This is a genomic window from Brevundimonas sp. AVps31, from assembly GCF_058681355.1.
On sequence record NZ_CM178736.1, the window covers coordinates 197,736 to 214,533 of the forward strand.

Below are 16,798 nucleotides of genomic sequence, written 5' to 3' on the forward strand. Positions count from 1 at the left end.
TCAGGTTCCGGGAGCGAAGGCGTCAGGCAGGGCCCTGCGCAAGCCGGTGCGGAAAGCCTCCTGCTCGACATCGAAGCGGAACGCGCGGCCGTTGCGGCCCATCGCGGGCCGCCCGGAGCGCGGGTCCAGCAGCTGGTAGGACCCGTCGGCCTGGGCTCGCAGCTGATAGCGCCGCAGCATGTTCGCGGGGATCGGGCTGCCGTTGTCGTACACCGGCCCGATGGCGTTGCGGGTGAACATGACCGAGGCCCACTCCAGCGCCTCGTCCGCCATGTCAGCGCGCATCCAGGACGGCAGAAGGGTCTGGCGGCCGTTCAGTTCGGTCACGCCGCCGTGCATATGTCCGCCGACGTTGAGAGCGCCCGACGCCAGGTTCAGATAGTAGCTGGCGTCGCGCTGCTCGCCACGCGCGACATCCGCGATCGCTCGGTCCTCGGCTAGGCTGCGGATCGCGGCCGTCAGGTCGGGCTGGTTTTGGAACGCGGGCGCCATCGTCCGCAGCGCCTGGTCGAGTGTGGGATCGTCTCCGGTCCAGACGGGCGGCTTGGCGCCCTCCGCACGCAGGCGGCGACCCTCGATCACGTTCGAGACGAACAGGTGATGGTCACGGTCCGTCGCCAGATAGGCGAGGTGCAGGTCCGCGCCGGCCATGCCCTGCCGCCCCAGCTCGGCGAAGAACTGCCGGGACCCGTCGCCCCCCAGGGATGTCGCAACATTGGCAGCCAGAGGAATGATCGCCCCCGGCTCAGCGGCGATCCGGTCGCGATAGAAGCGCGCCTCCTCATCATCCAGCATTCGCGCGGGGACGCCGTCCCGTTGGGACAGGGCCTGCCCGAGCGCCCGCCGCTGACGCAACGCCTGGCCGAAGCCCTGCCCGGCCGTGCCGGACAGAAACCCCGCGGCCGGATCGAACTCCGTCACCGTCGCCATGGGCTGACGGGTTCGGTTGCCCCGCGCGAACCCGATCGGGTCAGACGAATAGCCTTCCTGCGATCGCCGCTGCGCGCGCTGGCGCCCGACCATTGCGCGGACCCGACCCTGTCGAGCCAGCCAGCCGTCCAGCTTCTGCTGGTTGCCGCCGGCCAGCTGCCGAAACCGCGCCTCCTCCAGCGCCATGAACTGATCCAGATCGCCGTCGGCCTCCCTGAGGAAGCCCTTGGCCGTTTCGATCCCGCCCACGTAGGCGGAAGCCAGCGCGGCTACCGCGAGGTCGGGGTCCAGACCGTCGCCGCCGATGGCGTCCCAATAGCCGCGGGCCACCTGCACCGCCTCCGCCCGGTCCACGCGGCCGTCGCGCCAGGCCTCCGGATGACTGCGCTCGGTGACGCCCCATTGCGACCGCCCCCGACCGCCGTCGTTCGCCACGAAGCCCGACCCTTCCAGCGTGTCCAAGAGGAAGTCCGACGCGCCCGCGAAGCCGCCACCGACAGCCCCGGCTCCCGCTTCCGCGGTGCGAAGGCTGGCGGGCGTGGCCTCGAACCCATGCACCGCCGCAAACTCCACCTGCGCGATCAGGCCCGGATCGCCCGACTGCTGGGCGGCGGAGCGCAACTCCTGCATATCGACGTCGTCGCCATATTCGCCGGCCTTCAGCAGGTCTCGCGCACGGTCGGCCGACGCCCGGATCGCCGCCGCAGCGTCGGCCTCTGACCGCGCCACACCGGCCTCCAGCGACGCGTTCAGACGGGAGAAATCCCCGGCGTCCAGGCCGATGAAGGCGGGGTCGCCAGCGGCCCATCGTTCCTGCACCTGCCCGACAAAGGCCCGCTTGGCGGCCGCGTCCGGGGACCGTTCCGCCGCTTCGCTGATCCAGAGCATCTGGGTTTCGCGCCGCGCCGTGTCGAACGTCTCGGCCAGCGCCTCGGGGCTGACGACGTCCGCCCGGGTCGGATCGGCCGCGAACTCCACGCCGCCGATCGAGAAGGCCTCGCGCGGGCCGAAGCGCGAAAGATGGGTCGCATACTGGCTCAGCGACACACCGACCAAGGTCGTCCCGGCCTGGTCAAACCCGGCCGTCGCCACAGACTGTCCCAGGGCCGTGCGGCCGACCGAAGCCGCTTCGACGAAGGTCGCGCGCCCGGTCGCGACCCGAGCCGCTTCCTGCCCCTGGCGGACACGGCCCTGGCGCTGGGCGTCGAAAACCGTCCGCCATCGGGCGAAGCTGGTGTCGGTCTCGGCGTCGCCGGTCGGCGCAAAAGCGGCGGCGTTGGCCGCGTTGGCCTCAGACCAGGTCGCAAGGTTGCTGGGGTGCGCGATGTCGATCTCGGCGGCGCCCTCCATGTAGGCGGCCTGCCGCTTGGCGAACCGGTCTTCACGCAGCACCGCGTTATAGGCCTCGTCGTCCGTCCCACGCCCGGTCCGGAACGCGGCCTCGTTGCCGGTCAGGTCCTCTGCCGCGATTACGCGCGCCGCGTCGGCCTCGCCTTCCCGCTTCCACGCCCGCTCGGCCATCTCGCCGATCTGGCGACCGACCCGTTTCGTGGCGTCCGCCAAGGCGAAGGCGGCCCCGGCGGCGGGCGCCCCGATGTTGATGCCGCCCAGCGGATCGCTGGTGTTGTTGCCAAAGCCGTTGCCGGTTGGAAAAGGACCTCGCGCCATGGCTTAGCCGCCCCCGAAGAAGGCGGCGCCCATGTCGAGCCCCATCTTCATCGTGGCGCCAAACCGCACGTTCTTGGCCGCCTCCCGCTGCGCCAGAGAGCGGGCGAACCGAACGCGGGCATTTGCTTCGGAGCTGTTCCGGATAATGCGGCGCTGGCGATCGGCGTCGCCCTCCGCCGCCTCGCGGGCCGCGACGACGCTGCCCGAGCCCGTGTCGATGCCCATGGCACCGGCCGCCACCAGCTGGTCGCCGACCAGGCGGTTATACTCGGCGTCGATCTGGGTCACGCGCTCGCTGGCGGTGATGAACTCCTGACGCCCGGCCATGGCCTCGTCGCGGGCCTCCTGGTCCATGGCGGCCGCCTGCTGACGCTGACCCGCATACTCCATCAGCGACCCAAGCAGGGACATACCCTTGCTCATGTTGCCCATGGTCGAGCCGCTGGGCCCGCCCGAGCCGCCCGCGGCTGCCGCCTGCTGGCCGCCCTTTGACGCAAACGCCTTGCCCGCAAAGGCCATGACCGCCTTCATGTCGTCGCTCCACGCGTTACGACTGGACGGTGACAACCAGCTCCCTGATCTCCAGCGGTCCCGGACGTTCCTGCACCCATTCGACCTGGGCGTCGTCCTGGAAGCCGGGGACGGGGTACAGTCGCGTCCAGCCTTCAAACGCATCCTCGCCGGGTCCCGCGTCCAGCAACGCCCCGTCTGGGCCTCCGCGGCGCTTCAGGGGCATAGTCCACAGCCGTTTCCCCGCCATGCCCGCCTTGAGGTTTGCCGTCGGCCCGAGCCGCATAGCGATTTCGCCGACCCGGGCATGCAACGAGGCCCCCGCGCGGGGATCTTGCTGCAACACCATCGGCAGGCTCCGTCCTCGCGGCGTGAACAGCAGGCCGACCTCCGCCGAACGCTGGGCGGGATACGGAAGGGTCACGACGCCGCCCGCCACGACGACATCGCCGGCGTCGGCGCCATCCACATAGGCGACGACGGTCCGGCCCTCCAGGTGGACGAGGCCCTCGACCATCGCGCACGGCCCCTCGACCCGCACCGATGCGTCCAGCATGCAGGCCTCCGACAACACCTCCAGCCGGTGACTGTCGCCCGAGGCGTCGGTCCGGCGGGTGCAGACGTAAAGGTCGCCTGCCAGCTCTCCGCCCGCTTCGGTGAACGCGCCGTCCGTCGTCCAGCGGGTGAAGCCCAGCACCTCCTGCGCCAGAAGCGCCGTCATCGCCGCCGCCTCGCCGTTGGCGCGGACGTAGAGGGCAAGGTTCGGCTCGCTGGTCGAGCGGTGGCGCCGGAAGCCGCCGGCGACGATCCCCTGCGTCAGGTGCGGCGCATAGGTCGAAAGCGGCACGACGACGTAGCTCTGCGCACTCTCCTCGAACACGTAGTGCGAGACGGTGTCGCCGCCAGCCTGCACGAACAGGGTGCCGCCCTCCAGCTCCAGCAAGGGCGTGTCCGGCTGGATGCCCACGCTCGACGTGCGCGGCAGTGCGGGCGGCGGGGTGATCGGCTGGCTGGCGCAGAAGAACTCGGCCGACTGGCTGAACACCTGTAGATGCCGCCCGGCGAAGAGGCCCAGGATGCGGGTCGATTGGTCCGTCGCCAGATCGACGTCGATCCCCTTGTCGCTCTGACCGCCGCCCGTCTTGAAGTCGAAGAAGAACCCTTGGCGCGAGGCCAGCAAGGTCTGTGGCCGTGAGCGCGGGGCGGCCAACCACAGGCGGCCCTCATAGAACAACCCGGCCGCCGGCCATCCGCGCGTGGCGCTGATCACCGGTTCCCCACCCGGCTTGCCCTGCGTCACGGTCGCGGTCCGGACGATGCCCTTGGCGCTGATCAGCACCTGGGCCACCAGCTCGCCGATGTTGTCGTTGGCGTTCGAGCCCAGATATCCGATCCGCAGGACCTTGTCCGAGGGGCTGGTCACGTCCACGCCGCCGGCCCCGACGTTGGCCAGGCTCAGCAGCGCGGCCTGCACCGACGCGGCGAGCGTCGCCATGTTGGTGCTGTAGGAGATCGAGCCCGTCGTCTCTTCCTCCAGCGTCAGATTGAAGGTTTCGGCGTTCTCGAAATCGGTGAAGCTCAGTTGCTGGACTTCGTTGGTCCCGCCCAGGCGGGTGCCCAAGTAGTCAAAGATCGGCACGTTCTCCAGCGACTGCGATCGGCTGTCCCACTCGCTGTGGGCGCCCTGACGCGCAAAGCGGTGCGGGGCCACGTCCTCGTGGAATGCCAGCAGGGTGTCCAGCGTTTGGGCCCGCCGGACCGCGGGAACCTGCGCGGCGGTGTAGGGAGAGGCGATCGACGCCACCCGTTCAGCCCAGGCGGTCCCGACCTTGCGATAGACCTCGATATTCCCGTCAGTCGCCAACAGGCCGTAACGCTGCTCGCCCGTGTCGAAGTCGAAGCTCCAGCGTTTGTGCGGCGACAGCTCGGCGGTCTCCCGGTGGAAGGCCACGGCTTTCAGGCTGACAGCGCCGCCGGGAACCGGCGTCGCGCCCAGCTTCACAATGCGCCAGCGCCGGGCCATGACGGCCTGGCCGGGCAGGCTGCCGAGACGGCGCGTACGCAAGATCGACCCAACGTCGCAGGTGGCGATCGTCGTCCAAACACCTGGCGCGCTCTCGCACTGCAGGGCCATCCCCGCGCTGATCGTGACGGGCAGGGTCAAGGCATCACCTCCAACGGGCGGTCCCACGGATATTGCGGCGGGGCGGGTCCGCCGTCGTCTTCCGGATCGCCACCGGCGGCGACCAGGGCGAAGTCGACCAAATCCACCAGGCTGATCGCCGTCGGCACGCCGAAGTCCACTTCCAGCACGACGTAAGGATCGGTCGCGCCGATCGCCGCCGTCGTCCGCAGGCCGTCGCCGCCAAGGTTCCCGACCGTTCCCCCGTTCGGCGCGGTCAGCGTGGCGTCGTCCAGTGAGACGGGCGCCAGCTGGTTTCGGATCATGGCGACGTGGCGCAGGCCCGGCCGACGCCGGATTGGCCCCTCAGCCGTGGTCATCAGGTTCCATGCGATGGCCAGGGAGCTGGCATAGACCTTCAGGTCCCGGCGGCCGATCGCCTGCGGCGACAGCTCGCCGCCGTTGAAGTTCACCTGTCGAAGGATTTCCTGCGGCATGTCAGCCTTCGCTCGCGAGCCGATACCCGGACCACGGACCGCCCGGCCAACCCACGCCGCCGTAGCGACTGGCCACTAGCGGCCCCGGGTCGATGCCCGACACCAGCTGGCGCTGCGGCGCCATCCGGCTGTCCTCGTTGCGCGCCTGGGCGTAAAGGCCGCCCTCGCCGTCCTGGCCGGGCGTGCCGAACGCCTCTACCCGCAGGTCGCGTGCAAGCGACGTCCGCTGGCAATGATCGGCCAGGTCAGCCGCGAAGGCGGTCACGACCAGCTGACGGAACCAGCTCGGCCAAGTCTGCTCCGGCCGGTCGGCCGTGTATTCGGCGAACACCGGGCTATCATCGCTCCACAGGAAGCCGCCGGCCTCCATGACGAACGGGATGCGGCTGGCCCGCTGCGGGTCTGCCGCGTCTCGCCATGCGTGAACTGCCCCGACCAGGTCTGCGGGCCGGGCGAACTTGTGGGCGCACGGCGCCGTCTCGCCAGCGACGATCTCGACCGCCGCCAGCATCACGACGGACGTCGCGAAACTCCACCGGTACTTGCCCAGCAGCACGTCGCGCTTGTGCGGATAGTTGTCGGCGCAGAACGCGCCCAGCGGGCTGTCTTCGCCCAGCTGGTCGATGCGGTCCCCCGACACCCGGTCGATGGCGAGGTTGCAGACGGTCAGATCGCTGATGTTCATGCGGCGGCCCGAAAAGAAACGGCCCGCGCCCGGTGAGGAGCGCGGGCCCAAGGTTGGGGATCAGGGTTCGGCGATTAAGCCGGGAAGACGTCCGGGTTGACCTCGAAGGTGCGAACCGGCTCACGCGACAGCGAGAAGTTCTTCTTCGACTTGATCCGGACGATGCCCTTGGCGTTCCGCGCCTTTGCGCCGACCTGCAGCCAGTAACCGATGATGTCGGTCAGCGCCGGGCCGTCGCGCTCGGCGATCTTGGTCAGCTGGTCGTTGTAGCCCGAGACGATCGACGATTTGGCGTAGACGAACAGATCGACGCCTTCGCCGTCCCCGGACAGCGGCAGACGCTCGGTTTGCCGCCAGGTCAGCCGATCCAGAGCCCGCGAGTTCTTGTTCTTGTCGCTCATCATCGGGTCGAGCGAAAACTGAACATCGTTCCGGAAAGGCATGGCGATCGTGACCATGTCCGTCTGCGGGACCTCGTTGGTCCCCAAGATGGCGACCGCTTCCGCGACGTCGTCCAGATTGGCGATCGTGTTGTAGTCGCCGATCGTCGGGATCGCCTCCATCTCGTTAAGGCCGATCTTCTTCACGCCGTTGGTCGCGGCGTCGCGAAGCTGGTCCACGATGCAGTCGTCTTCAGCGCGGGCGATGGCCGAAGCCGCCTGCACACCGTATTCGACGGCCGTGGCGATCGAATACTTGTGCTTGTGCGGGTCCCACAGGCCGAAGGCGACGAACTCCGGCTCGGCGGACACTTCGATCATGTCCTGATTGGCGTTGGCCAGCGCCAGGCGGGCGAAGGCCGGGCTCTTGTAGGACTTCACCGCGTCGATGCGCGGGAAGTGAACCTTGTCGCCGACGAAGGTGCCACCGCCGGAAACGGTGTCGCCCAAGCGGGAGGTCAGTTGTTGATACTGCCGGTGCACCTCGGTTTCGAACCGCTCGGTGAACCAGGCCGTTACGTTCTCGGTCATTGCTCTCTCCGATGAATGTCCGGCGAGGGCCGCCGGCTGGCTTTGACACTCAAGACGCTACGGCCCCGCCAGCGGCGGCAACGCGGGTCAGGACCTTCCGCCGAACGCCTCCGCCCATTTGCGATCGGCCGCCGCTCGGAAGGCCCGGTCGTTCTGGTATTTCGGGTCATTGGCCATGTCCCGAGCCTCCTGTTTCGCCGCGTCTTCGCCGTTCGGCGCGGCGCCCGGAGGGGTGATTTGTCCGTTGTCAGTCATGAGCTTCCTCAGCTTCTCGATCAGGGTTACGCCATCGGCCTCGGGGGCCAGGCTCAGGAGGGCGGCATATTCGCCGTCCGTGATGTCGCCGCGGGCCTTCAGCGCCTCGCCGAAGACCTCGACCTCGCGCTGGCGGCCTTCGGCGTTCTCGCCCAGCTTGGCCCGCTCGGCGGCGGGATCTAGCCCGGCGTCGAAAAGGCCGGCCCGTGCCATCTCGGCCGCCGCGTCCAGCACGTCGTCCAAGTAGCCTTGGGGCTTGCCCTTCTCGTGGGCGTATTTGCGCAGACCGGCGACCAGCGGATCGTCGTCAGTCAGGCCCAGCGCCTCGCGCGAGGCATCGTCCAGATTGACGGCATAGGAGGCAGCGTCGGCCGGAATGGCGTCGCGCGCGGCCGCTGCAAGCTCCTCGACGGTAGCTTCGACGGGCGGCGCGGAGGGATCGCCGGCGGGCGGATCACCTGCCGGCGACGGCGCCGGCTGCGTCCCATTCGGTTCCGGCGCTTGAGAAGCGTTCGTCGGGGGCGGCGTAGGGGTCGCCGGGGCCGCCGGGGCTGGCGTAGGGGAAGACGGGGCGGGGGTCGGTTGATCGGTCATCGGGCGGTCTCCGGGTGTTGGTTTCGTGAAGGTCGAGGTAGCGGACGAGGGCCGCGAAGATGGTGTCCTGCCCCTGTCGGAGTTGGGCGTAAGCCTCGCGGGCGCCCGGTGGCAGATCGTGCTGCACCGGAGGCCGAAGCACCGTCAGGCGCGCGAAGACCATCAACCGCTTGCGGCCTTCGTCGCCGGTGAAGGCCTCACCCAGCAGCCGGGCGTCCTCGCCCAGCACCTTGTCCAAGGCTCCGGATTGCTCCGAAACATAGGAGCCCCCGCGTACCCAGGCACAGACTTCGTCCAACAGGTCGGTCATGCGGCCATCGCCATCGGAGGCTCCATCCCTGCGGGGACGGGGCTTTGCGCGCGGAGGTTCGCGGCCGCCTCGCCCATGGCCTGAAGCATGCGATCCCGATCAACGCCGTCGCGGTTGATCCAGCCCGGCGCGCCCAGCAGACCCGCCAGGCGATGCAGCTCCTCGACGTTGGCGATCGCCATCATGCCTTCGCGGCCCAGGATGGCGTTCAGCAGCTCGAGATAGCGGGTGACGCTCTCGACGTCCGACAGGGCTTGGCTGCGCGCCAGCGGGCCGGTCAGCTTTACGGCCAGCACCAGCTGGTCGATCTTCAGCGCGTCAAACTCCATGCCCGGAATTTTCTTCTTGTCGGCGATGTCGATCACCCGCGCCGCCACGCCGGGCACGTATTCGTAGTTCAGCGCGCCGAAGGCCGAGCCGGTGTCGAAGGCGAAATCCTTCATCCGCTCGACGATCTCGGTGGGCGATCGGACGGCTGCGGTCGAGGGCGGCAGACTGCGGCTCAGGGTGTGCTGTTGGATCGACTGGCGCACGTCCTGCAGCGCCAGCTGGGCGAGGTCCACGCGACCGTTCATCTCCAGCGGCAGGATCGACGCGCCCATGGGCCCGCCCGTCCGCGCCACCCGGATCAGGCTGTGCGGCGCCACCCTCAGGGTGTCGGGGTTCACGACGCCGTCGTGGGCCACCATCAACGGCGGTGCCAGCGCATAGGCCGCGGCCTTCATGATCATCTCGACCGCCTTGTTCGCGGTCATGATGTCCGGGGTCGCCAGCATCAGCGGGCCGATGCCCCACGGGCTGTCCGGCGTCGTCCACCAGCGGAAGACGTTCCACGGGTTCGTCCGGTTCAGGTTCTCCCAGACCTTGATTCCATGCCCGCCGACCTCGCAGCAGACGATGTCGTAGCGCCACCGGCCAATCGCCGCGTCGAAATAGCTAGCCTGCCGGATCATCACCGGTTCGCGCGACTGGGCGGCGATCTTCTCGCGCACCTTCTCCGGCCATTTGGCGTTGGGCCACAGGCGCGGCAGCATCCAGGCTGGGTACGGTCGCGGCCAGTAGACGTTGTCGATCCGGCCCGTCGGACCTTCCTCGATCCCCAGCTGCCAGGGCGGGACCGCATTCCAGCGGATCACGGTGTTGTCGTCGCTCTCGACGCCCAGCAGGGCGCCCGTTCCGACACCGAGGTCAGCGTAACTTTCCTTCGACGCCTTGTGATAGCCCGAGCCGTCCAGGATGCCATGCGACACCGAGGTGGCCAGCTCCAGTTTGCGGTTCACCGCTTCCTTGTACTTCGGATCGACAAGCGGCCCGGCGCTCAGTTCATAGAAGCGCTGACCGGGCGGGGTCACGTCCTGCTGGACGCGACCCGGAAACTTGTTCGCCCCGTGCAGGCCGGTGCTGTCGAACAGCCCTTCGAACACGGCGCCGCTCTTGGCGCGCGGGTGCCGCCACGGCATCGTGTAACGCAGCGTCTGCTCGATATACGGCATGTGGACGCGACGCTTTTCTTCAGCCTCGCGCGTCCGCTCCGCGATGTCCTGTTCAGACCAACCGGCCATGGTCAGCCGCCCAGGGTCGGGGCCAGCCCGCCCTCCTGCCCTTGCCACGTCAACTGGCGACGCCCGGCGCCGCGAAGGCGACGACCGGACGATGCGCGCTCGGCCAGCACCTGCTGGCGCTCTTCCTCGGCCGTGCGCGCCTGTAAGGCCTGCGCCCGTTCGGCTTCGATCTGGGCCCATTTCTGGCCCCGCGTCCGACCGCCGAAAAACGACTTAACCCTGCTGCCCATCTGGCGAGCCTCCGAAGCGACGGCGGAATACGGGGACGGGGCCGATCGGCGTCGCCTCGGCCTCGCCCCCTTCAAAGCCCAACCATGACGCCAGCCGCGCCCCGGCAACGCGGGGACCGCCCTGGACGTAGGCGCGAACCTCGACCGGGGCGTTCCGGCAGGCGATGAACACCAGCGCATCCTCGATCGCCGCCAGTGCGCCGCGCAGGTTCCGCCGAAAGGCCGGCCCAACGGCCAGCCAGGCCTCCAGATGATCCGCCTCCGGCCACAGACCGATGACCGCCACCAGCTCGCCGCTGTCCTCGCGCAAGGTCAGGGACGCGCCCTCGCTGACTTGGCGGGCCATTTCTCCGAACCGTCGCCCGGTGACCCGCGCGCGGGCGCCCCGATCACTCAGCGCGTCCAGCATGTCGAACGCCGATGCCTCCTCGACCCTCAGTCCCATGGCGACCAGTCTGAGCTGTAGCTGCCTTGTTTGGCGCTATTGGGCATCAGGACCCCGCCGGGCGAGACGTGGTGCCCCGACAGGCTGGTCTGGGGCCGATGCAGGTCGAAGCCGCCGCCGACGATCACGCCCGCTCGCCCGACGTCGCCCAGGCAGAAATACTGCAGCGCGTCCATGACGTGCGAGGTCGCCGTCTTCTGCGGCTTCAGGGTCTTGCCCGGGGCCTTCGGATTGCTCTCATCGTACTTGTAATCGCCCGCGAAACCCCGACGCAGGAAGCGACAGCTGGGGTTGATCGTCAGGTTGCGGACCTGGTCGTAGGCGTTGATCTCATTCATCAACGTCCGGACAGCGTCGAGACGCAGCCCGATCTCATTGGACGGCGCGGGCTGGATCGGCACGCCCAGCTCCTGCGCCACCTGCTCCATGAACGAGAACTCGCCGTTCTCGCGGTCGGCGCCGTAGAAGGCCGCCGGGTCCCCCCAGCCGATCGACACCCGGCAACCGCTGAACCGGGGATGGATATGATCCTTCAGCGCCTTGGCGAACCGCTTGGGCCCGACACCGTGCAGCAGGCGACGGCCCTTCGGGTCCTGCGGGTCGGTAAGCACCACCTCGCCGTAGATGATCCGCCGGCCCGTCATCGTCCGCCCGCCGATCACGGCCGCGGGCGTGCCGCCACCGTCCAAGCCCAGCACGATCTCGTCACCCGCGCGGGGCTCCATCTCGCTCTTGGCGAACAGGGCGTCCATGTCGGGCTCGCCAAACACCGGATCACCCGCGACGCTGTAGCCCCATTCGTTGCGACAGAACCGCCGCACCCACCAGCTGGGCCGATTCATCGAAATGACCTGGTAGTAGTCGTCGTCCAGAAACTCGGCGTTGTCGGCGTTCGGGTTGACCATGTACGGCGGGCCGCCGGGCAGGATGCCGGACGGCTGATCGAAGAACTCCACCCGATCCGCCTTATGGGTGTCGGCGTTCTCGACGCACATCTCGTACAGCGGATGATCGGTGTCCGGCTTATTGAAGGCGACCCAGACCCCCCGCGACACCCGCCGCCCCTTGACCCCGCCCCGCTTCGTCCGCCCGCCCACGTAGGCGACGGCGTCCACGATCGGCACCGAGGTCGCGGCGTCGATGAACGCCCCCATGATCGCCCAGCCGTCGCACACCGCCTCGACCGTATTCCCGCCGAGCGCCAGGAACTCCATGTCCAGCACGCACTTCCCGCCCCCGGGCGTGCCGTCCACGAACGGCGCGTCAAAGCTCAGGTTATGATAGGCGGGCCGATCATCGGATCCGACGAAATGGCCGAAGTCCCGCGGGACCCAGCTGTGCCAGTCTTTCAGGGTGGTCCGGTACATGTTGCGATAGGTGTCGCGCAGCACGCCGACCTTGGCGTAGCGGACGCCCTGACTGTCGGGCTTCTGAACCATGGCCGTGAAGAACGGCTCGGCCACCGCCATCGCCGTCGTCTTGCCAGAGCCGTACGGACCTGCGACGTAACGCGTGAAGGCGGTCGATTCATGGAACCGCCGCATCGTGTCGCTCGACGGTCGATAATCCCTCGGATCGAAGACTGTAGCCACGCGGACCCCACACCCCGGACCCTTCCGGTTGATCGCAGGTTCGGCGGCCTTCGAAATCGGCAACGCCGTAAAGTGCGGGACCGCACTCACCTAAGGGGTTGGCGCGGTCGCTTCCGGGGGGCCGCCTCTGGCCAGGCGGCCTCAGGATAACACCTCGTTATAGGATTTGTTGTTTCGGTTCAGTCCTCTAGGTCGTCGTCCGACTTCTCACGTCCGACTTGGCCCAGCTGAACGTGCATCCCGCCGCCCACGGAAATCTCGGCCGACCCCGCGCGCGCGGGACTTGAGACCCCTCCAGAGAGGTCCACGCCAGCGAAGCTGATCGACAAGTTAGCGGCCGCGTCGAGCTGCACGGCCTGAGGCAGCTTCTGCGCCACGAACGGCGTCGCGGCCTCCGCCATGCGCATTTGCAGCTTGAACAGGTCCAGCAGCACATCGTTCGAAAAGTAGTCCAGGCGCACCTCCACCTCGACCTCCACGATGCCGCCAGCGACCTCGCGCTTTTCCTTCACCGTCTTTGTTGCCTTCTGGAGGCCGAGGCGCTCGGCCAGCTCAACTGTCGACATGGAGTAGGCCTCCATGATCACCGACAGCGGGTGGCGATGCTGCTGTAGAAGCCAAGCCGTGACCGCCTCGGTTCGGCGGTTCTTCGATCCCTTCGGACGCCCTGGCTTACGGCCCGTCGAGGGCAAGGCGGCCGACAGAGGCGACGGTGCGTCCAGCGCTCCCGTCTCATGAGGCTCCAGCTCCTCAAACAGGCCCGCCTGGACGATCTCGCCCATGGTCGCCTCGCCCTCGATCGCCTCACCTAAAGCCGTCGCCACGCCGCCGGTCATATCGCACCCGTTGTTTATTCGGTCGCAGGATCGGCCAGCCGGCGGCCCGGCAACGCCGCCTCTGTTAGCGCTGTTGGCGGCCTCCGACCGGCCCGGCTAACAGCGCAAATCCAAGCCCAGCCTGCCCTGACTGAGTTGTTATCCATGTTAGGCAAGTTAGGAAGGTTTCAGCATCGCGCGCGCGCACGTGCGAGGGCGTCACGATTACACGCGAGCGAGCGCGCACCCGTAGAGCGCAGGCGGCCTAACACGGCTAACACCGATAACAACGGAACAAGAGGCTGAAATGGCTAGGCTTTTTCTGTTAGCCCAGACGCCTTAACACCCCTAACAGACCTAACAACGACGCAGTCGGAGGCCAGACACAGAGCCTTCCCCCCGGACCCGCGGGCCGTCAAGAGCCCGCTCCCGATCTTACTTATGCGAATGCTTCGCAACACACCGGCGTGCCCTAATCTTCTCATCATGGAAGGGTCCGGGTGGTGGTGGTGGTGGTGACGCGGCCGAGGCGGCGGCCGCCTGCACTCACCCCCGCCGGGGTCCGGGGTCGGGCCGAGGGCAGAGGTCTGGCGACGCGTGCGCATCGCGCGCCTGCGGCGCGCTGCACGCGTCATCATGAGGAAGGAAGGTCATAGGGGGCGTCGCCTGGTCGGCGACGCAGTCACGCCGCCCGCCTGATCGGCGGACGGCGCTCCCTTTTTCATGATCGGGTCCGGGTCCAGCAGCGGTGCTGTGGCCCTCGCTCATGTTTATTGGCGCTAGGCGGCCCGGCGCATGTCCGCCTCGCCTTCACCCGGCCCGTCCACGATCTTGTCGAGCGCGAGGATGGTGCACGTCACCAGGCGGCCGTCGATCCGTTGCGGCCCGTGGCTGGCGATGTCGTCCGGCGCGAACTTCAGGGCCGTGGCCCAGCCGCCCTGGACGGCGCCCACCCCCATGCTGAACAGCGACTTCTCGAACAGCTTGGCGACCTCGATATGGTTCGAGGGCACGGCCAGACACAGTTTGCCCATCAGCGGCCCTGCCCGGGGCATGCACAGGCCCATCCCGGCCGTCGACAGACGATCGCGAGCCTGAACCGGCGTCGTCTCCTCCGCGTCGTCTTTCGGCCGATCGTCCATGATCGCGGTCAGGAACTCCCCGACCGACCGGTATTTATACTGGCGCCACGCGTCCGGCTGGCTCTGCAGCAGCCTGTCGATGCACTTTTCCCAGTTCGCCCGGTCATCCTGCGTCTCGGCCATGGTGGCGCGGGGCAGGTGCTTGGCCAGCGGGTCGATGTCGGCCGCCAGAGGCACGCCGTCCTTCAGCACCAGGTGCGCGGCCGCCAGCAGGGTCCCGAAGGTATCGGCCGCCCGGCTGTCATGCCCATGGCTCAGCAGCACGCCGCGCCAGGCCGCGTACACGTCCGGCCACTGCGCCCACTGGTCGATGATCCGCCGCAAGAGGTGCTGGCCCAGCTCGTCGCCCAGCGCCTCGCTCAGCTCGGGCGCCTTGGCCTTCGCGTCGGTCAGCTTGCCCAGCATCGGCATGGCGATCCGGCTCAGCTCGGCCGGCTTCATGGGCGGCGGGTTGATCCCGGTGAAGCCGAAGGTGCCCCGCGCCGTATAGTTGGTCGGCACGCCGTCCTGGCCGCCGCGCACCACGTTCTTGCCGTCCGAGGCATAGCGCGCCAGCCGCATGACCGAGGCCGCCCGGGCGTCAGACGCGCTTTCGCCCTCCTGCTCGAACTCATCCGCCCAGACGCCGATCGCGGCGAGGCCCAGCGATTGATAGATCCCGGGGCCGGACGGGTCGGCCAGGTCCATAAGCCGATCGCCCAGCACCGCCTTGATCAGCGCCAGCAGCGACGACTTGCCGGACGCTTTGTCCCCGATCGGATAGATGGCCGGCCGCCACTTCAACGCCGCGCCCAGGAACACGCACACGACGTAGCCCAGCACCAGATAGGGATCGAGGTCGGGCCGCTTCCAATGCCACGTCTTCATGGCCTTCAGCAGCCACCGGCCGGACACCTTCGTGGGGTCTTCGCCCGCCAGTTCGCCGTCTTCGAAGAACAGGCTGGCCAGCTCGACGGAGAAGTCGTCCTCGGCCGGCGGCGACAGGTCCACGTCCCGCGCATAGACGTGCCCCTCAAACTCGCCCAGGTCATGCTCCACCCCGCCGATCCACAGCTTGGAGCCCAAGTGCAGCACCAGCACCCCGCTGTCGGTCCGCCACGCGCCCCGGCCGCGAACCTTGCGCATGGGATCGAACAGGCCTGTCCGACCGACGATCCGCCCGCACGCACCGATCAGGTGACGGCTGACGTCCTCGTATTTGATGCGCAGCTCGCCGTTGGACGACTGCTTACCGTAGAAGCTCCAGAGATAGCCGATCGCCGGACCGAACAGGTTGTTGATCTCGGTTTGCTGGCCCAGCTTCGTCGCCGTCAGCTCAATGAACTCGTCGTTGCAGTCGAGGAAATACAGGTGCGACTTCTTCTTGCCCAACGGCCGCACCGGCATGTGGGGAGGCAGGCCCAGCGCGTCCGGCGCCCAGGTGAACCCCTGCACCAGCCGCGCCATCTCCTCGGCCTTGCGCGCCTTCTCGGACCGGTCCTTCGGCACGGTGACGTCCAGCAGCGCCCGCTTGGCGGCCGCGAACGCCTCTTCCGTCCCCATCGGCGGCAGGGAGCCGTGGTTGAACGCCTCGCTCTCGGCCGCGTCGCCGGCGGCGGCCGCCGCGTCGTCCTCCTCACCGTCGGGGTCGGGGTCCAGCTGCGGCTTCTCCGGCTCGACGCCGTCCAGCCGCGCCAGCGCACGCTCGCGTTTCTTCTTTGCCTCCTCGGCGGCGGCCTTCCGTGCGGCCTTGCGGGCGTCAAGCGACATGGTGGTTACTCAGGAAAGGATGGTCAGGACCGTAGTCCTCAAGGATGCGTCGGCGGACGACGCCGCGGGCCACGGCCCGCTCGATCGCGCACACCTCGGCGATGGTCTTGCCGGTCTTCAGGTTCATGGTCGCCCGACGGCTCCCGAGGTCCGACAGGGCGTAGTTGATCGCGTCGCGCACCTGGCGCGGCAGGGCGTCGAACTCGCGGAAGCTCCAGGGATTGCGCCCTAGCCCGCTGTTGTCGCCGCGATAGCGTTGGGCGCCTTGGGTCCGGGTCATTTGAACAGATCGGACTGAGCGCTGGGCTTGACCTTGCGAGGTTTCGGCACAGCGTAGGTCTTGCTGAAGTCGGGGACGAAAAACCCTAACGCCCCTACGCAAGGCCGGAAGGGTATCGGCTTGGCGTTTCGGATGACGAAGCCGAACTCGCCGACGAACCACGGCGACCGGCTGGCGGCGACACAGTCCACGATCTCAGCCACACCGACGATGCCGCCGGTGGCGAACGTCACGTCGTCCGGAAGCTCGAGCTGGTCATAGGTCACGGGGTGGAGGCCGCCGTCGACGGCGTCCTGCGCCTCGTCGTCATAGCTCTTGCCAGCATGGATCAAAACCGGCCCGCGATATCGCGTGGACCAACCCCGGTTCTCAATGTCCTTGAGGCCGTGGACGATCAGAGCCGCCCAAGGCTGCATGATCGACAGTGCCTTCGTTGGAAGC

Annotated in this window: 16 protein-coding genes; all 16 read right to left on the bottom strand. The window is 68.3% G+C overall.

What is annotated here, in order from left to right; all coding sequences use genetic code 11:
- Entirely contained in the window at positions 1 to 2,598 is a 2,598-nt protein-coding gene (locus ACW174_RS00825; RefSeq protein WP_492015806.1) for a hypothetical protein, read from the bottom strand.
- A 3-nt stretch (positions 2,599 to 2,601) separates the two neighbouring features.
- Positions 2,602 to 3,129 (bottom strand): hypothetical protein, encoded by a 528-nt coding sequence (locus tag ACW174_RS00830; RefSeq protein WP_492015807.1) that lies wholly within the window; start codon positions 3,127 to 3,129, stop codon positions 2,602 to 2,604.
- 16 nt (positions 3,130 to 3,145) lie between these two features.
- Complete coding sequence (locus ACW174_RS00835) at positions 3,146 to 5,272, bottom strand: phage tail protein (protein WP_492015808.1); 2,127 nt, start codon at positions 5,270 to 5,272, stop codon at positions 3,146 to 3,148.
- Positions 5,269 to 5,727 (bottom strand): hypothetical protein, encoded by a 459-nt coding sequence (locus ACW174_RS00840; protein WP_492015809.1) that lies wholly within the window; start codon positions 5,725 to 5,727, stop codon positions 5,269 to 5,271. Before ACW174_RS00840 ends, ACW174_RS00835 begins: the two co-directional genes overlap by 4 nt.
- A gap of 1 nt (position 5,728) precedes the next feature.
- The gene (locus ACW174_RS00845) at positions 5,729 to 6,412 is read right to left on the bottom strand and encodes a phage connector family protein (RefSeq protein WP_492015810.1); all 684 of its coding nucleotides are present in this window, start codon (positions 6,410 to 6,412) and stop codon (positions 5,729 to 5,731) included.
- A gap of 74 nt (positions 6,413 to 6,486) precedes the next feature.
- Positions 6,487 to 7,383 carry a phage capsid protein gene (locus ACW174_RS00850; protein WP_492015811.1) on the bottom strand — a complete coding sequence of 299 codons (897 nt, stop codon included), beginning with the start codon at positions 7,381 to 7,383 and terminating at the stop codon, positions 6,487 to 6,489.
- An 87-nt stretch (positions 7,384 to 7,470) separates the two neighbouring features.
- Positions 7,471 to 8,016 carry a capsid assembly protein gene (locus ACW174_RS00855; RefSeq protein WP_492017317.1) on the bottom strand — a complete coding sequence of 182 codons (546 nt, stop codon included), beginning with the start codon at positions 8,014 to 8,016 and terminating at the stop codon, positions 7,471 to 7,473.
- Positions 8,017 to 8,092: 76 nt separating this feature from the next.
- Positions 8,093 to 8,542, bottom strand: a complete 450-nt coding sequence (locus ACW174_RS00860) for a hypothetical protein (protein WP_492015812.1) — start codon at positions 8,540 to 8,542, stop codon at positions 8,093 to 8,095.
- Entirely contained in the window at positions 8,539 to 10,104 is a 1,566-nt protein-coding gene (locus ACW174_RS00865) for a portal protein (protein ID WP_492015813.1), read from the bottom strand. The genes ACW174_RS00860 and ACW174_RS00865 overlap by 4 nt, the downstream gene beginning before the upstream one ends.
- Positions 10,105 to 10,106: 2 nt before the next feature.
- The gene (locus ACW174_RS00870; protein WP_492015814.1) at positions 10,107 to 10,334 is read right to left on the bottom strand and encodes a hypothetical protein; all 228 of its coding nucleotides are present in this window, start codon (positions 10,332 to 10,334) and stop codon (positions 10,107 to 10,109) included.
- Positions 10,318 to 10,779, bottom strand: a complete 462-nt coding sequence (locus ACW174_RS00875) for a hypothetical protein (RefSeq protein ID WP_492015815.1) — start codon at positions 10,777 to 10,779, stop codon at positions 10,318 to 10,320. The genes ACW174_RS00870 and ACW174_RS00875 overlap by 17 nt, the downstream gene beginning before the upstream one ends.
- Entirely contained in the window at positions 10,770 to 12,323 is a 1,554-nt protein-coding gene (locus ACW174_RS00880; protein WP_492015816.1) for a hypothetical protein, read from the bottom strand. Before ACW174_RS00880 ends, ACW174_RS00875 begins: the two co-directional genes overlap by 10 nt.
- 227 nt (positions 12,324 to 12,550) lie before the next feature.
- Positions 12,551 to 13,207 carry a hypothetical protein gene (locus tag ACW174_RS00885; RefSeq protein ID WP_492015817.1) on the bottom strand — a complete coding sequence of 219 codons (657 nt, stop codon included), beginning with the start codon at positions 13,205 to 13,207 and terminating at the stop codon, positions 12,551 to 12,553.
- A gap of 758 nt (positions 13,208 to 13,965) precedes the next feature.
- Complete coding sequence (locus tag ACW174_RS00890; protein WP_492015818.1) at positions 13,966 to 16,077, bottom strand: hypothetical protein; 2,112 nt, start codon at positions 16,075 to 16,077, stop codon at positions 13,966 to 13,968.
- Positions 16,067 to 16,357 (bottom strand): hypothetical protein, encoded by a 291-nt coding sequence (locus ACW174_RS00895; RefSeq protein WP_492015819.1) that lies wholly within the window; start codon positions 16,355 to 16,357, stop codon positions 16,067 to 16,069. Before ACW174_RS00895 ends, ACW174_RS00890 begins: the two co-directional genes overlap by 11 nt.
- Positions 16,354 to 16,773, bottom strand: coding sequence for an ASCH domain-containing protein (locus ACW174_RS00900; protein WP_492015820.1), 420 nt, complete (start codon positions 16,771 to 16,773; stop codon positions 16,354 to 16,356). The genes ACW174_RS00895 and ACW174_RS00900 overlap by 4 nt, the downstream gene beginning before the upstream one ends.
- Between the last annotated feature and the right edge of the window lie 25 nt (positions 16,774 to 16,798).